Origin of the sequence: Pseudomonas sp. RIT-PI-S, assembly GCF_025642975.1 — a bacterium.
In the GTDB taxonomy this organism is placed as follows: Bacteria; Pseudomonadota; Gammaproteobacteria; order Pseudomonadales; family Pseudomonadaceae; genus Aquipseudomonas.
Genome location: NZ_JANZKJ010000001.1, coordinates 378737 through 395025 on the forward strand (window position 1 = coordinate 378737; position 16289 = coordinate 395025).

Consider the following 16289-nt stretch of genomic DNA (forward strand, 5'->3'; position numbering starts at 1 on the left):
ATGCTGAAGAAAGCACTTAACCTGACCCCCGTCGCCGCGGCCCTGGCCCTTGGCGTCTTCGCAGGCAGCGCCATCGCCGCCGATACCGTGGTCGAGCATCAAGTACAACTGATCGCGACCGTGCCCACCAGCACCTTTTACGTTCAGCCGGCTGACAGTGGCTGGATCGGCCTGCCGCAGCGCATGGAGTGGAACCTGGTACAGGAAACCCTAGACAAGTTCCGTAAGCCCTTCGACATCAAGCACACGGCCGGGTCTATCCAGGCCCGCCTGACCGATACCGATGCCTACTTGAGCAATGGCACCAATACCATTCCGCTGATCGTCAAGTTCAACGACAAGGTATTGAGCAGCACCACCCCGATCGAGATAGCCAGCGCCAGCGAAGCCGCCGCTGGGCAACGGGTGAACCTGGAGATCGCGCCCGGCGCCAAGCCTGCCGGCGGGTTCGCTCCAGGCAACTACTCGGGCAACGTCAACATGACCTTCGACGCCATGGTCACTCCGTAACGGCACAGCCGCCTTGCTCAGCTGGCCCGCCCGGTGCTCCGCCGCTGGTGGGCCACTGCTCAGAGATCAAGCGCCTCGCAAGAGGCTCGCGACGTTCGCCCAGACGAGAAAACAATGTTCAACAACGCACCTATACGTGCCTTGCTGGCGTGCTGTTGCCTGGTGGTGTTGCCGCAACATCTGGCGCACGCCGCAGGTGCCGGCGCCCACCTGCCTGTGCTTAACCAGGCCGCCGAACTGCCAGAGGGGTTCGAGGAGCACTTTTTCGACGTCCCTTTGGCGATGCGTATCGAAGTCGATGGCCGCTTTCTGGGCGACGCCCTGGGCATTGTCAGCCGCGATGAAACCGTTCGTTTGCTTAGCTTCACCGACACCCAGGACAGCACCGTTCCAGAAGCAGAGCGTGGGCTTTGGACGCAGGCCCTGGCAGGGGATACCCCCCTGGGCACCTGTACCCGCAACTGTCCCAACGGGCTGATCGCCATTCACTACCAGTTGGAAGATTCACAACTGTTCATCCTGACCGAAAACGTTGAGCGCGGCGCGGCGCCGGCGCGTTATCACAGCCTCCCGGACGGGGGCAGCTATGGCCTGGTCGTACAAAACCAGTTGAACGTCGCTGCCGGCGACGGTGAAAACGCTGGCCGCTACTACCTGCAAGGCAGCGCCAGCCTGGGCAACTGGAGCCAGACAGCGACGGCCCAGCTAGCCAAAACCGGCGAGCCAGGCACGCCTGTGTACCATTCGATCAACGAGCTTTATACCCAGCGCGAACTGCAAGGGCAGTTTTTTCGCTTGGGTTACTTTACCCCCGATGCACTTGGCCTTTACCGCCGGCCCCGGCAGTTTGGCGGTAGCCCGGACACTACCTTGGGCCTGATGTATGGCAGCAGCGACAGCCTGGCCATCGATACCGCCAGCCCCAGCACCTACCCTGTGTATGTGACGCCCGCTCGTGCCGGCGTGGTGGAAATTTATCGCAACGGCGTGTTGGTCGATAGCCAGGCGGTGCAGGCGGGGTTGCAGGCCATCGACACCCGCAAATTGCCCAGCGGTATCTACCCAGTGGACGTGCGGCTGATCGAAGATGGGATCGTGACGTCTAGTACCGAAGAAGTGATCTACAAGCCCAGCAACTGGCGCAATGCCGACCAGCGCTGGCGCTACAACCTCTATGCCGGGCGCGCCGTCCAATTGCTCAATAACTGGGGCGACGGTGACCCGCAAGGCAATACGCTCGGCGCGATGGTGAATTACCTGGCGCACCCTCGGGTGGTGCTTGGGCTGTCGGCGCAGCGGATCGCGGAAAAAAACCAGCTCGGCACCTCCATAGACTGGAGCCTCAGCGACCGTGCCAGCGTGTACGCCAACGTTTATCAGACCCGCCAGCTCGGCACCGGCATAGACCTGCAAAGCATGTATCAGTACGGCAGCGGTAGCCTGTCGTTCAGCCACAACCGCTCATGGCTCGATACCCGCCGCACGTATGATTACTTCAATGGCGTTGCCGTGCGCCGCCGTAACCCCTACAACGGCCAAACCCAGACCTCATCGTTTTCCCTCAATCAGCGCCTGAGCATGGACAGCAGCGTCAACGCCCGGATTGCCCACAGCGCCGGGAATGTTCAGGGGGTTTCAATGGACCTGAGCTGGTTGCGCAACGGCAAGCTGTTTGGCAGCGCTGCCAACTGGCGCGTGTCGCTGTTCGACCGGCCCGCCACCGTGACCACCGGCAGCCAGCGCAACCGGGGCATCGAGTTGGGCATCAACATGGCGCTCGGTGGGGCCGGCAGTAATATATCCGCCAGCCTGGGCACCCGTACCGGGCCGGATGGCAGCCGTGACCTCAATGCTTCGCTGGGCTATCAGCACAGCAACGAGGAGGGGCTGCTGCGTGGCTATTCGGCCAACGTGACGGCCGATGTTTATGGCACCGGCTTGTCTGGCCAGGCCTATTTCCAGACCGACCAGCTCAATGGCGATCTGTATGCGCAACGCTCCTCGTACAACGATGCACTCAGTGGCGGGTTGAACCTGGACAGCACCGTGGCGTTCGGTGGTGGGCAGGTCGCCGCCAGCGGGCGCTACTACGGCAGCCAGGCAGCAATGATCGTCGATGTGGACTCCGACCTGCCTAGCCTCACCCTGCGAGCGGACGACCTCGGCGGTGGGCATAGCGGCATGCTCAAGCCGGGGCGCAACCTGATCCCGGTCGGCGCGTTCAAGAGCGGGGCGGTACAGTTCGATTTCGACAGCACGGCCGCCCATGCCGCGCACATCCAGCCTTCCCTGAGTCGCTACCACCTCAACAAGGGCGCGGTGCAATACCAGCGGTTGCGTGTCTTCAAGACGGTTTCGGTACTGGGCCGCCTGCTCGACCCCCAAGGGCGACCCCTGCGTGGCGCGCGCATCCAGAACCACGCCAGCTCTAGCGTGACCGAAGCCGATGGCTTTTTCGTGCTGGAAATGAGCGAGTCCACGCCCACCTTGGAAGTTAGCCATGGCGGCCAGCCAGCCTGCACCATCGTGCTCGACCCCAGCGCGCATAGGCGCGAGAACGACGTGCTGATGGTCGCCGACCTGACCTGCCGAGCGGATACCCCAACCGTTGCCCGGCAGGAGGGATGAGGTGCGAAAGCCCAGCGTGAACAACCGCCGGCTTCAGGCACTGATGCAAATGGCGCGTTCAGTCATTCAAGGAGACACCATGCGTACCGCTACCGTGCTGGCCTTCGTCAGCCTTTTCGCCTGGGTGTGCGCGCCAGCCGCCAAGGCTGCCCAGGTAAACATCACCGCGACCTATTCCCCTAACAAGGCCAACCCCACGCATAACTCATTCGTCAACACCACGCCCCAGGCTGGGTATTGCCAATGGTATCCGGCCGCCTGCGCCAACCTATTCAGTATCGCGCTGCCGATAACCTTCACTTCGCTCCTGGACATCCAACCGCCTGCTGTCCAGCCTGACCCCCGCATGGGCGCCTATTTTCGCATGCCGTCCAGTTTCCGCACGGTCATGGTCACCCATGAAAAAAACGGTACAACGGCGGAGCTTAAGTTCAGGGTATCCGGCTTTGGAGGGGCGTATCGGTTATCGATGCCCAATCCTCCAGCGCATGCAGCGCTCTGGGACAGAACGTGGGTAAACGCACCAGCGCCTTGCAGGACATCAGGCAGTGGCTACTATAGCCGGGTCGAATACCGTTGGTTCTGGTTACTCCCCGAAGGGGCTGGCGCATGTATCAAGAAAGCCAAGGTAACCATTCCTCGGCCCTTTAAGTACAAAGATATGACCATCTCCTACGAGCTTATTACCCCAGACCCGCTCAATATGGACCTAGGCCGCTATCATGGCAGCCTGACGCTGGGGGTTGGCCCTGATCGAGACCTAGACACCGGCTACGTAATGACGGCATCGGACGACACCGTCACGATTAACTTCAATTTATTAGTCAACCATTTGCTTAAGATCGAATTTGCGCCAGGCTCGGAACGGGCGATCCTCCAGCCGCCACAAGGCTGGCAGGCCTGGATGAACACGGGCAGGAACCCTCCGAGCCTGAGCGCCAGCCAGCGCTTTAATCTCTCCAGCTCGGGCAAATTCCGTATTTATCTGGAATGTGAATATTCGTTGACCGACACCTGTGCGATCCAGGAAGCGAGCGCGCGATCAAAGGTGCCGGTGGATATTTCGATCACCTTGCCCTACGGCGTGGTGAAGCGTGGAAGCCAGCAGCCAGTGCAGCGGCAGAGGCTGCGAATGGGCAGTGCCAATGCTGAAGAATTCCAGAGTGTGCAGGCCCAGTTCGATCGGGTCGCCAGTTTGCATTACGACGTAGCCGCCAGCGCTACGGCGCAAATGGTGGCGTACGCCGGGCAAACCTATAGAGGGACAGCCACGGTGGTGTTCGACGCCAGCTTTTAACACAGGGAAGCCAGCACAATGCCCGTGCTGGCGAGCGTACATGGTAGTTTCCTTGGCGCAGGATGTAGGGCGAGGGATTGCGTGTTAGCCGCTGCAATGCCCTAGGGAGGCCCGCGCATGACGCGCTATGTGATAGACAGCACTACCCTCTTTGACGACGAAACCTTCGAATTATCGCCCACCGCGGATCCAGCCTGCGCGGTGCTGCTAGGCGCCGCGGCCAGCCGGTGCCTCTCGGCTTTGCTTGAAGCCCAAGGCACCATCGTGACCAAAAAGGCGTTGCTTTACCAAGGGTGGGAGCGCTATGGCCAGCAAGTTTCTGGCAATAGCGTGAACCAGGCGGTAGCGCAGGTCCGCCGCTGCCTGGCAAACCTTGGACAGTCGTCGGAGTGGCTGGTTACCGTGCCGCGCATTGGCTACAAAGTGGCCGATGGGCTGGCCATCGACAAGGAGAGCGCCGAACATGCACAGCGCCTCATCATTGCGCCAAGCGTCGATGGCGCGCCGCCGATAGCGCCGCCCGCCGCGCCAACCGAGGTGGAAGCGGACGCTGCCATTTTCGTTGAAGATGCGCGGCGCCTTCGCCGGCTTTGGCCGCATGCGCGCCTGCCGGCTTACGTGTGTGCATTCCTGGGCCTCAATGCTGCCTTGGCGCTGGGTTGGGACGCGCGGCGTGGCTTATCGCCACTGGCCAGCGAGGTGTCCGCGCCTTATGTGGCGGCGGGCAGTGATGCCCAGCAGCAATTTTTCGTAGGGGCAACGTTGGCGGGCAAGCCCGATACCATTGCGCAGCACATTGCGCGGTTGCAGCGCCAGCCACCGAGCACGGTTTCGTTGGCCGAACGCCCCTATGTGTATATAAACGGTACGCTGCGCAGCGACGTTTATAGCTATTTCCTCTGCGTGGCGCCGATTGAGCGAGCGCGAGCCCACTGCTTGTCGTATTTGATCGTGGATGAGCGCTCATGACCAACGGCTTGCTTTGCCTGTTACGGGCCGGCTGCATGGTAATACTGAGCGTCGCGCCCTGGCTATTCACCACCGGGCCGTTCGCTCACGCACGGGTTGAGTGGCAATGCGATACTCCGTTCGAGTTGCTACGGTTTTCGCCGCAAGCGCAGGAGAGCCGCGTGCTGGGCCTGCTGAGCCAGTTCTATCATGGAGATGGGCGTGGCCTGGCGCGGTTAAACGGCCGGTTGGAAACCCTTGACCAGAACCAAACGCCACAACGCCAGACGTTCCACCGGGTAGCCGAGTTCGTATACGGCCCGGCCGGGCCCTACTTCAAGAAGCGTATCGACCAGGTATCCCAAGGCATGGGGGACACCATGCCGGCCCAATGGGCATTGGAGTATTTCCACGAGCCTGGCAGCGACTATTACCTGCAGGTGATGCGGCTGGGCGGCCAGGGCCGGGCGCTTGGCGCCATCGGCATGCCTCGGTTGTATTGTTCGGACCCGTAGCTGCCCAGGTTAGTTAAGCGAAAAGGTCCGAAAGTTTGCGACCCAACGCAGTTGCTACGCAGATCGAAGGGCGCGGCGCTATCAGGCGGGCGGGGCGTTGACCGTGTAGGAGCGGGCCCAGCCCGCGAAGCTTTTTGCTAGCGCTAGCCCCAACGGGGCAGCGCTGGCTGCACTGGCGCGCCCAGCGCAGGCAGTGCCTGGCGCCCGCCGTTAGCCCAAGGGCTTGCTGCACTCGCCTGCTCAGTCGAACAACGGCAGCGTCACCGGCGCCAGGCTGTTGTCCTCCACTCGCACCGCCAATTCCCCTTCGCCCAGCTTTGCCGTCAACCGTTGGCCAGGCTGGGCCTGGCTGGCGCTACGGATCGCGTGGCCACGGGCGTCCAGCAAAATGCTGTAGCCGCGCCCAAGGGTGGCCAAGGGGCTGACGATATTGAGTGCCTGGGCCTGGGCCTGCAGGCGCAGCCGGTCTGAGCGCAGCCGCTCCTGCATGACCTTCGGTAGCTGCTGGCGTAGCTGGTCCAGGCGCTGGCGCAACAAGGCCAGCGCCCGCCCCGGGTGTTGCGCCGCCAAGCGCGCGTCCAGGTGAATAAGGCGCTGGCGGCGGTGCTGCAGCGTGGCATCGAAGGCGCGGCGCAGGCGCATGTCCAGGTCGTCCAGGCGTTGTGCCTGTTGGCGCACCTTCTCGCCGGGATGGCGCAGGCGCCGGGTGAGGCCCTCCAGGCGCAGCCGGTCGTGGGCCAGCCGGTGCTGGATACGCAACAGCAAGCGGCGCTGCAAGCCGGCCAACTGACGCTGCAGGTCGTTGCTGTCTGGCGCCAGCAGCTCGGCCGCCGCGGTAGGGGTGGGGGCGCGAACGTCGGCGACGAAATCGCTGATGGACACATCCGTTTCATGGCCTACCGCGCTGACTACGGGGGTCACGCACGCGTCGATGGCCCGGGCTACGGCTTCTTCGTTGAAGCACCACAGGTCTTCCAGCGAGCCCCCGCCACGGGCCAGGATGATTGCATCGAAGCCGTGGCGGTCGGCCAGGCCCAGCGCCCGGACGATCTGCCCGATGGCTTCGCGACCTTGCACCGCGGTGGGGATGACCGTTAACCGCACTTGCGGCGCTCGACGGCGGAACACGCTGATGATGTCACGGATCACCGCGCCGCCCGGCGAGGTGACGATGCCGATGCGCCGCGGGTGCGCCGGCAGGCCTAGTTTGCGCTCGGCGCTGAACAGCCCCTCGGCGTCGAGTTTTTCTTTCAACGCTTCGAAGGCCAGGCGCAGCGCGCCATCGCCAGCGGGCTCCACGGTGTCGAGGATCAGTTGATAATCCCCACGCCCCTCGAACAGCGATACCTTGCCCCGGACCTTCACCGCCAACCCATCGCGCAGCGCCTGGCGCACCCGGGTCGCGTTCTGCCGGAACAGCGCGCAGCGAACCTGGGCGCCGGCGTCTTTGAGGGTGAAATAAATGTGCCCGGAGGCGGGCCGCGCCAAGTTGGAGATTTCCCCCTCGACCCACACACTGCTGAACACGTCTTCGAGCAGCACGCGGGCGCGGCCGTTGAGTTGGGAGACGGTGAGAACCTGCCGGTCCAGGCCGAGCCTGGCAAAGGGATCGTTATTCATGCGCCGATGATAAGGCCAACCCCGGCAACTGTCGCGGGTTACCTCAGCGGTTGCACCAGGCGCAGCACGTCGCGCCCGAACCCGGCCCTTTCGTACATCTCCGCAGCTCGGCGGTTGTCCTCGAAGACTGAAATGGTCAGCCATTGAAAGCCTTGTTCGGTCGCCCAGGCGCGGGCGGCGTCGAGCAGCAAGCGGCCCACGCCATGGCCTTCATGCGCGGGCGCCACGACGATATCCGACACATGCCCATGGGGCGCGTCCCGATAGTGGTCCTTGAGGCTATGGACGTGCACGAACCCTGCGACCTCGCCGCCTAGGGTTGCGACCATCACTTTCGGGTCTTCGCCTTGAGCCTGGAGCGCCGCGGCGATCCTTCTTTTATCCACGATCACCATCTGCTCTGCATTGCGCCATGCCGGTGGACCGAATTCGACCAGGCGCTCGACCAGCTCAAGCACTTTGTCTTCATCGGCGGTTGCCGCGCGGCGGATAGTCACCTGACCTGTTGTCATTATTAGGGCCCTCTAGTGGTGCATCAAGACTATGCAGAATAGCCTGGCCATTACGGCCGCCAGCCCGTGTGGTGATAGAATCAGCCACCGTTCCGTCGTTGTATGGCGCCCCCATGGCCTCGCAAAGCATCCTCGTTCCACAGCTCTCCACCGTTCCCAATCACGAAGGCGCCGCCAGCCTGATGTTGCGCTGGCTGGTGCATAAAAACGTGGTGGACGGTCAGCTCAGCACCTGCTGCCGCGGCGGCAATGGCATGGGCTACGCCATTGCCGAGGGGGCTCGGCGGGTGGTCAGGCACCCGGACCGGTTGCCCTTCGATGAAAAGCTCAACGGGCTGCGCATCGTCACTCATCGCTGCATCTATACCCCGCAAAAGGGCTTTCTCGAAGAAGCCGGCTGCCCCAATTGCCGCCGCGAAGTGGGCGAGCCGCTGTTCGAAAGCCTCGATGAGTGGTACCCCGGCTACACCAATAACTTCACGTGCCCGCTGTGCGGCTTCGAGGATGACATCAACGGCTTTTTATTCTTGCAGCCGTGCGGTTTCTCCAACCTTGGCTTTATTTTCGAAGGCTGGGGCGAGGCGCGCTTCACCGAAAAATTCGTGGCGGATTTCGCCGAGCGGCTGGATTGGCCAGTGCGGCAGGTAGAGGTACACTTTTAAAACGCGCGCTCATTGAGCCACATGGCATGTATAGGTATAATGGCGCGCTTCCATTTTTCCCGCCCGGGAGCCCCCGCGATGCTGCGTATCAGCCAAGAAGCCCTGACTTTCGACGACATTCTTTTGGTCCCCGGTTACTCCGAGGTCCTGCCTAACGAAGTCAGCCTCAAGACCCGTTTGACCCGTGGCATCGAGCTGAACATTCCCCTGGTGTCCGCCGCCATGGACACCGTGACCGAAGCCCGCCTCGCCATCGCCATGGCCCAGGAAGGCGGCATCGGCATCATCCACAAGAACATGACCATCGAACAGCAGGCCGCGGAAGTCCGCAAGGTCAAGAAGTTCGAGGCCGGTGTGGTGAAGGACCCGATCACCATCGAGGCCGGCGCCACGGTTCGCGATCTGTTCGACCTGACCCGCCAGCACAACATTTCCGGCGTGCCCGTGCTGCATGACGGCGACCTGGTAGGCATCGTCACTTCCCGCGACGTGCGATTCGAGAACCGTCTGGACATCCCGGTACGCGAGGTCATGACTCCGCGTGATCGCCTGGTGACCGTGCGTGAAGGCGCCACCAAGGAAGAAGTCCGCCAGTTGCTGCACAAGCATCGGTTGGAGAAGGTGCTGATCGTCGACGCGGACTTCCAGCTCAAAGGCATGATGACCGTCAAGGACATCGAAAAAGCCAAGGCGTATCCGCTGGCCAGCAAGGATGACCAAGGTCGCCTGCGCGTGGGCGCCGCGGTCGGGACCGGCAAGGATACCGGCGAGCGTGTAGCCGCCCTGGTAGCCGCCGGCGTGGACGTGGTGGTGGTGGACACCGCCCACGGCCATTCCAAGGGCGTGATCGACCGCGTGCGCTGGGTCAAGCAGAACTTCCCGCAGGTGCAGGTCATCGGAGGCAACATCGCTACCGGCGCCGCTGCCCGTGCCCTGGTGGAGGCGGGTGCCGATGGCGTCAAGGTCGGTATCGGCCCTGGGTCCATCTGCACCACCCGTATTGTCGCGGGTGTGGGCGTGCCGCAGATCAGCGCGGTGGCCAATGTAGCTGAAGCATTGAAGGACACCGACGTTCCACTGGTCGCCGACGGCGGTATCCGCTTCTCGGGTGACCTGTCCAAGGCCATTGTGGCCGGTGCCTATTGCGTGATGATGGGCTCGATGTTCGCCGGTACCGAAGAAGCGCCGGGCGAGATCGAACTGTTCCAGGGTCGCTCCTACAAAGCCTATCGCGGCATGGGCTCGCTGGGCGCAATGGCCCAGGCGCAAGGGTCTTCGGACCGCTACTTCCAGGATTCGTCCGCTGGCGCCGAGAAGCTGGTGCCCGAAGGGATCGAAGGCCGCGTGCCGTACAAAGGCGTGCTTTCGGCGATCATCCATCAGTTGATGGGTGGCCTGCGTTCGTCCATGGGCTACACCGGCAGCGCCGATATCCACGAGATGCGCACCAAGCCGGAATTCGTGCGCATCACTGGCGCCGGGATGGCCGAGTCCCATGTGCACGACGTGCAGATCACCAAGGAAGCGCCTAACTATCGCGTAGGCTGATAGCCAGGTGTTTATTGAGCGGGGCTGTTGCGACACAGCCCCGTTTTATTTTTTGTTCTCGAGAGAATGAGTCATGGCCCTCGATATTCACGCTCACCGCATCCTGATCCTCGACTTCGGTTCCCAGTACACCCAGCTGATTGCCCGCCGCGTTCGGGAAATTGGCGTGTATTGCGAACTGCATCCGTTCGACATGAGCGATGACGCGATCCGCGAATTCGCCCCGCGCGGGATCATCCTCGCCGGCGGCCCGGAATCCGTGCACATGGCCAACAGCCCGCGCGCACCGCAGGCCGTGTTCGACCTGAACGTGCCGCTGTTGGGCATTTGCTACGGCATGCAGACCATGGCCGAGCAGCTGGGCGGCCGTGTGGAAGGTTCGAACCTGCGTGAATTCGGCTATGCCCGCGTGGACGTGGTCGGCAAGAGCCGCCTGCTCGATGGCATCGAAGACCATGTAGATGCCGACGGCGTGCTGGGCCTGGATGTGTGGATGAGCCACGGTGATAAGGTCACCGAGATCCCTTCGACCTTCCACGTGCTGGCCAGCACCCCAAGCTGCCCGATCGCCGGCATGGCGGACGACACCCGTGGCTACTACGGCGTGCAGTTCCACCCGGAAGTGACCCACACCAAACAAGGCGGCCGCATGCTGTCGCGCTTCGTGCTGGATATCTGCGGTTGCGAAGCCCTGTGGACGCCATCGCGCATTGCTGACGACGCCATCGAGCAGATCCGTGCCCAGGTCGGCGACGCCAACGTCTTGCTGGGCCTGTCCGGCGGTGTGGACTCATCCGTGGTCGCGGCCTTGCTGCACAAGGCCATCGGTGACCAGCTCACCTGCGTGTTCGTAGACAACGGCCTGCTGCGCTTGCATGAAGGCGAGCAGGTCATGGCTATGTTCGCCGAGAACATGGGCGTGAAGGTCATCCGCGCCAACGCCGAGGCGCAATTCCTGGATAACCTTGCCGGCGAGGCGGACCCAGAGAAAAAACGCAAGATCATCGGCCGCACTTTCATCGACGTGTTCGATGCCGAGGCCAGCAAACTGCATAACATCCAGTTCCTGGCCCAGGGCACCATCTACCCGGACGTGATCGAGTCGGCTGGCGCTAAGAGCGGCAAGGCGCACGTGATCAAGTCGCACCACAACGTGGGCGGCCTGCCGGAGGAAATGAACCTCAAGCTGGTCGAACCGCTGCGTGAGCTGTTCAAGGACGAAGTGCGCCGCCTCGGCCTGGAACTGGGCCTGCCTTACGACATGGTCTACCGTCATCCCTTCCCAGGCCCGGGCCTGGGCGTGCGGATTCTTGGTGAAGTGAAGAAGGAATACGCCGACCTGCTGCGCTTGGCGGACCACATCTTCATCGAAGAGCTGCGCAACGCCGATTGGTACCACAAGGTCAGCCAGGCCTTCGTGGTGTTCCAGCCAGTGAAATCAGTGGGTGTGGTCGGCGACGGCCGCCGTTACGCCTGGGTCGTAGCCCTGCGCGCGGTAGAAACCATCGACTTCATGACCGCCCGCTGGGCGCACCTGCCTTACGAGCTGCTGGAAAAAGTCAGCGGGCGCATCATCAACGAGATCGAAGGCATCTCGCGGGTGACGTACGACGTGAGCAGCAAGCCGCCGGCGACTATTGAGTGGGAATGATCGGGCGTCCGGCACGATCTAGCAAAAAATGCCCTGAAGCCCGCGTAATTGCGGGCTTTTGGCTTTTTGGGTCTGGCAAGTTCAGGTAGCGTTCTGCATCGCCAAGCATGGTTTTTTTATGGCATGGTACGGGGTACCAACTGCATCCGATGCCATGCATGACGCTTGATACCATGTCCCTTGTTTCAGGATGGGCGTGGTATCGGGATAGCCAAGAGGCCCGGTTTTACTGGGTTAAGCCCCATTCTTCCGCGCTTTTCAGAGCATGGTATTTTTTCATGGAATAAATGAAAGCCATGCTCACTGATACCAAGCTTCGAAACCTCAAGCCGCAAGACAAGCTCTACAAGGTGATTGACCGCGATGGTTTGTACGTGGCGGTTACACCGGCCGGCTCAATCTCCTTCCGCTACAACTACTCCATCAATGGCCGGCAGGAGACCATCACCTTCGGTCGTTATGGCTTGGGCGGGATCACCCTGGCAGAGGCACGTGAGCGGCTAGGAGAGGCGAAGAGGATGATCGCCGCAGGTAAGTCGCCTGCTAAGGAGAAGGCGCGCGCGAAGGCTCGCACGAAGGGCGCAGAGACCTTTGATGATTGGGCTGAAAAATGGCTGCGCGGCTATCAGATGGCGGACTCGACACGAGATATGCGCCGGTCAGTCTATGAGCGCGAATTGAAGCCGAAGTTTGGCAATCAGAAGCTCGCTGAAATCACTCATGAGGATCTGCGAGGACTGACCGACGCGATAGTGGAGCGGGGTGCGCCTGCAACCGCTGTCCATTCGCGTGAGATCGTGCTGCAGGTCTTTCGTTGGGCCATTGAGCGTGGTCAGAAAGTTGAAAACCCCGCGGATCTAGTAAGGTCTGCCAGCATCGCTAAATTCGAGCCACGTGACCGGGCGTTGACGCCTGATGAAATTGCGCTGATGTATCAGTACATGGACAGGATTGGTACCGCTACTTCTGTTCGCGCCGCAGCCAAGCTCCTTCTGCTGACGATGGTGCGCAAGAGCGAGCTGACCAACGCGACGTGGAGTGAAATCAATTTCAGCGAGGCGCTATGGACGATCCCCAAAGAGCGTATGAAGCGCCGAAATCCTCATTTGGTGTTCCTGTCCCGGCAGGCACTGGATTTCTTCATCGCGTTGAAGACCCTGGCTGGAGGTTCTGAGTACGTGCTTCCGTCACGCTATGACACCGATTTACCAATGAGTGCGGCCACGATCAACCAGGTACTGACGCTCACTTATCGCCTTGCTCAAAAGGAAGGGGTGCCTCTGGGAAAGTTCGGCCCCCATGACCTACGCCGCACGGCCAGCACGCTGTTGCATGAGGCGGGCTACAACTCCGACTGGATCGAGAAGTGTCTCGCGCACGAGCAGAAAGGTGTGCGGGCCGTTTACAACAAGGCAGAGTACCGCGATCAGCGTCGTGCGATGTTGCAGGATTGGGCCGACATGATTGATGAATGGACGCTTAAGAAACCTCGGAAAACTAATGGGTAGCTTGCGTAATCGCCTCTCGTTTCAGCCATCGTTTGATGGAAAATTGCACTGCACTTGACCACTGATTTCACCAGTGCAGACGAACCATTCATCAAGCCGGCAGAAGTATCCATGCTGTTCCTTGTTTATACATGTAGCCACATGTATCCAGGAGCGATGGTGTTTTAAGGCGTACCTTTTCTTACGATTGCTAGTCTCTAGAAATAGAAAAGCCGACACGCAGCCGGCTTTCTTCTCAATGCTTTATCTCTATAGGTTTTTGAGCAATTCACAGGCATCTGCCCAAGAGTACGCGCCTTCCAATGGGCTGTGCTCAAAGACCATCAGGTAGCGAAAATTCCGCCCAGCACACCTTTCCCAATACTTCCCAAGCTCGATTTTCGCGCTGGAGTCCGAGTTATCTCGGTCACTACCCTTTGTCTCCAGGAGGATAATGAGACCTGAGCGCAGTTTCAGAACGAAATCAGGATAGTGGTTGATCGGTCCATTAAGAACGAACCCCCGGCCGCTTGAATTCCGATGCCACCAACGGACATTCTCACAGTCCGACAGGAATTCGGACATGCGCTCTTCAAGACCATTACCCTTCTCTTCACGAACGTACAGAGAGTTCTCTGCCGCGAGTGGAGCCTTCTGACGTGGGGCAATCTCCAGTGGCAGTTGATAGGAAGGTCGTGTGTCCACTTTGTTCAGGTCGATCCATTGCTTGAAGCGCCTGCGCGAGAAGCCCAACATTTCGCTACGAACACGCTGCTTGATGCTCTCGACATAGGCATGCTGCTGTTCAAGCACCTCATCCAATTGACCGGCACTCAGCCTAGCCAGAATCTTACGGATGTATGCCTGCAAATCTGCTTCAGCCAGTGGCGGCATCTTGCCCAGCCAGTTGCCTACCAATCCTGTGAGCTGACGCCGCTTGCCCTCGGAATCCAGGCTGGACAGGTAGTCCTTCAGCTTGCGAATCTCGTTGTCCTTCAGCTGAATCTTCGTAGGTTCGTAATCACCTTGCGAGCTACCTACGCGAAGGAGGTCGAGCTTTACTAAGCCGCCGCTCACAGGAGTAACTGCAAAGTCGTTCACGTCGCAATCTGCCAGACGAAACTCTTGGTCGAGCAATTGAGATTTGTCGAGTAGAACGCCGCCGTCTTCGTCAGCAAAAATCAGCCCCGAAGGCGCTTTCCGGTAGAACTGGGGAAGTTTGAGTGCCTTGATCTCATCAACGAATTCTGGCCTGACGGAAAACAGTTCCATTGCGCCTCTCACTTCATTTGGGATGTGCTTGCCGCCGTTGGTGGCCGTAGCTACCAGCTCTGCATTGGCTTGGCGCGCAGCCTCCAGCGTCGATTCAAGCAATTCTTCACCACTCAGCTCGCTGCCATCACCCAGTTCACTACTGCCACTCGATGACAGCTCGAAAGCGTCTGAATCCCCATCAAAGGAGTGCGTGAATAACAGCCCTGGCTGAGATTTTGTTAGCTCAGACGTAGCTGTCTTTGAGGTCTGAGTATCTGACTTAGGATCGCTTGAAACGAGATCTGGCGTCCTGAAATCCGCACGGCTGAAACCAGCCCTGTTTAGACCGACAACAATCCTTTCTAGCGTCTGACTGAATACGCTGGAAGCCGTCAGCACATAGCTCATGTTGAGTGGTTCCTGGCCATGAGCGCGAACGTATGGCTGTCGCAAAATTCGACCAAGAATCTGCTCTACATCCACCGCAGACGACCTGTCAGCCAGCGTGGCGAGAATGTAGGCAAACGGGCAGTCCCAACCTTCTTTCAAGGCGTTCACGGTGATGATGAATCGAACTGGACAGAACGGGGACATGAGGTCCAAACCGCTCAGCTCATCCTTGTCGGCAGTTTTGATCTTGATCCAGTCTTCGGCAATGCCATGCTCTAGTAGCTCAGCCTTCACCAGCTCGAAGGTTTTGGCATCAGCCTTGATTTTGCTTTCAGCTTGTAGCAACACGATAGGTCTGATGTACGTACGACCAGACTGCTCTTCTGCCTTCGCCTCAGCTTCGAGACGAGCCCTCAAATCAATTGCATGGGCAATGACGGAGGTACGGCTTGGAAGGTTTCTCACGATGACCGGGAGCTTGACCATGTGTTGATCACGCATCACCAGAGCATCTACGAAACTGATGATGTTCGCTCCGCTTCTTGGGGTTGCTGTCAACTCAAACACAAAGCTAGGGTTAAGGTTGCGAAGCATGTCTTGGGACAGGCTGCTAGTCACGTTGTGGCTTTCATCAACGACGATGACTGGCTTCAAACCTGCCATTGAGGCGACAAGAGAGTAAGGGTCTACGCCCTCACCAACCACCACGGCCGTGGACGCCAAGTCGTCCAGCGCACTGTTCTCTTGGTAAAGCTTTCTGTCATCTTTGTTGCGCGCTTTCAAGCTGTCATAGGTCAGCACAGCGACGACAAGCCCGTCTTCCACCTCATCGCGAGACAGGAATCCAGACAGCAAATCGCTCTTATCCATGATACTCACGCGGCCTTCAAACAAACGATTCAAAGCCTGTCGGTAAGGATGTGTTGGATTACGCAGCGCCCGCAGAACCTGATCCAAGATGGAAAGCGAAGGGACGAGCCACAGGCATAGCCGAGCGTCACCTTGGCGCTTCTGCAGCGCACTGAAAATGCTCGAAACAGCATGAAGCCCGATAAAGGTTTTACCACCGGCAGTCGGCACCTTTGCACATACCTGTGGAGCGCCATGTGGGGCTGGTTGATAGCCAGGCATCTTGGTCGCGCCCAGTGCATCCCAGTGAGCGCGATAGGCTAACTGAGGATCATCACAAGCAGTCCAGCGACGAAGGAACAGCTCAAGATCTTCAATGACCTGACTCTGATAGGTGTTCAACTGCATTTTCCAAATC

Annotated in this window: 12 protein-coding genes; 9 read left to right on the top strand and 3 right to left on the bottom strand. The window is 60.1% G+C overall.

The genetic code is table 11. From position 1 onward, the window contains the following. From OGL93_RS01750 to OGL93_RS01770, 5 genes are all read left to right on the top strand, one after another. On the top strand, positions 1-510 hold the full coding sequence (locus OGL93_RS01750; protein WP_263260647.1) for a fimbrial protein: 510 nt from the start codon (positions 1-3) through the stop codon (positions 508-510). A gap of 114 nt (positions 511-624) precedes the next feature. After that, on the top strand, positions 625-3138 hold the full coding sequence (locus tag OGL93_RS01755; protein WP_263260648.1) for a TcfC E-set like domain-containing protein: 2514 nt from the start codon (positions 625-627) through the stop codon (positions 3136-3138). Between the two features lie 79 nt (positions 3139-3217). Next, positions 3218-4435, top strand: coding sequence for a hypothetical protein (locus tag OGL93_RS01760; RefSeq protein WP_263260649.1), 1218 nt, complete (start codon positions 3218-3220; stop codon positions 4433-4435). Between the two features lie 117 nt (positions 4436-4552). After that, positions 4553-5404, top strand: coding sequence for a winged helix-turn-helix domain-containing protein (locus OGL93_RS01765; RefSeq protein WP_263260650.1), 852 nt, complete (start codon positions 4553-4555; stop codon positions 5402-5404). Beyond that, complete coding sequence (locus tag OGL93_RS01770; protein WP_263260651.1) at positions 5401-5898, top strand: hypothetical protein; 498 nt, start codon at positions 5401-5403, stop codon at positions 5896-5898. The genes OGL93_RS01765 and OGL93_RS01770 overlap by 4 nt, the downstream gene beginning before the upstream one ends. A gap of 240 nt (positions 5899-6138) precedes the next feature. On the opposite strand, the gene xseA is transcribed toward OGL93_RS01770, so the two are convergent. Beyond that, positions 6139-7518, bottom strand: coding sequence for an exodeoxyribonuclease VII large subunit (xseA, locus tag OGL93_RS01775; RefSeq protein WP_263260652.1), 1380 nt, complete (start codon positions 7516-7518; stop codon positions 6139-6141). Between the two features lie 38 nt (positions 7519-7556). Next, positions 7557-8030 (bottom strand): GNAT family N-acetyltransferase, encoded by a 474-nt coding sequence (locus OGL93_RS01780; RefSeq protein WP_263260653.1) that lies wholly within the window; start codon positions 8028-8030, stop codon positions 7557-7559. 113 nt (positions 8031-8143) lie between these two features. Here OGL93_RS01780 and OGL93_RS01785 point away from each other — a divergent pair, with 113 nt between their 5' ends. The 4 genes from OGL93_RS01785 (at position 8144) to OGL93_RS01800 (ending at position 13399) form a co-directional block, all read left to right on the top strand. Continuing rightward, positions 8144-8692 carry a sugar ABC transporter ATPase gene (locus tag OGL93_RS01785; protein WP_263260654.1) on the top strand — a complete coding sequence of 183 codons (549 nt, stop codon included), beginning with the start codon at positions 8144-8146 and terminating at the stop codon, positions 8690-8692. 78 nt (positions 8693-8770) lie between these two features. After that, complete coding sequence (gene guaB / locus OGL93_RS01790) at positions 8771-10240, top strand: IMP dehydrogenase (protein ID WP_263260655.1); 1470 nt, start codon at positions 8771-8773, stop codon at positions 10238-10240. A 73-nt stretch (positions 10241-10313) separates the two neighbouring features. After that, entirely contained in the window at positions 10314-11891 is a 1578-nt protein-coding gene (guaA, locus tag OGL93_RS01795) for a glutamine-hydrolyzing GMP synthase (RefSeq protein ID WP_263260656.1), read from the top strand. 296 nt (positions 11892-12187) lie between these two features. Continuing rightward, complete coding sequence (locus OGL93_RS01800; RefSeq protein ID WP_263261093.1) at positions 12188-13399, top strand: site-specific integrase; 1212 nt, start codon at positions 12188-12190, stop codon at positions 13397-13399. A 249-nt stretch (positions 13400-13648) separates the two neighbouring features. On the opposite strand, the gene OGL93_RS01805 is transcribed toward OGL93_RS01800, so the two are convergent. Further along, complete coding sequence (locus OGL93_RS01805; RefSeq protein ID WP_263260657.1) at positions 13649-16279, bottom strand: DEAD/DEAH box helicase family protein; 2631 nt, start codon at positions 16277-16279, stop codon at positions 13649-13651. Positions 16280-16289 lie beyond the last annotated feature (10 nt).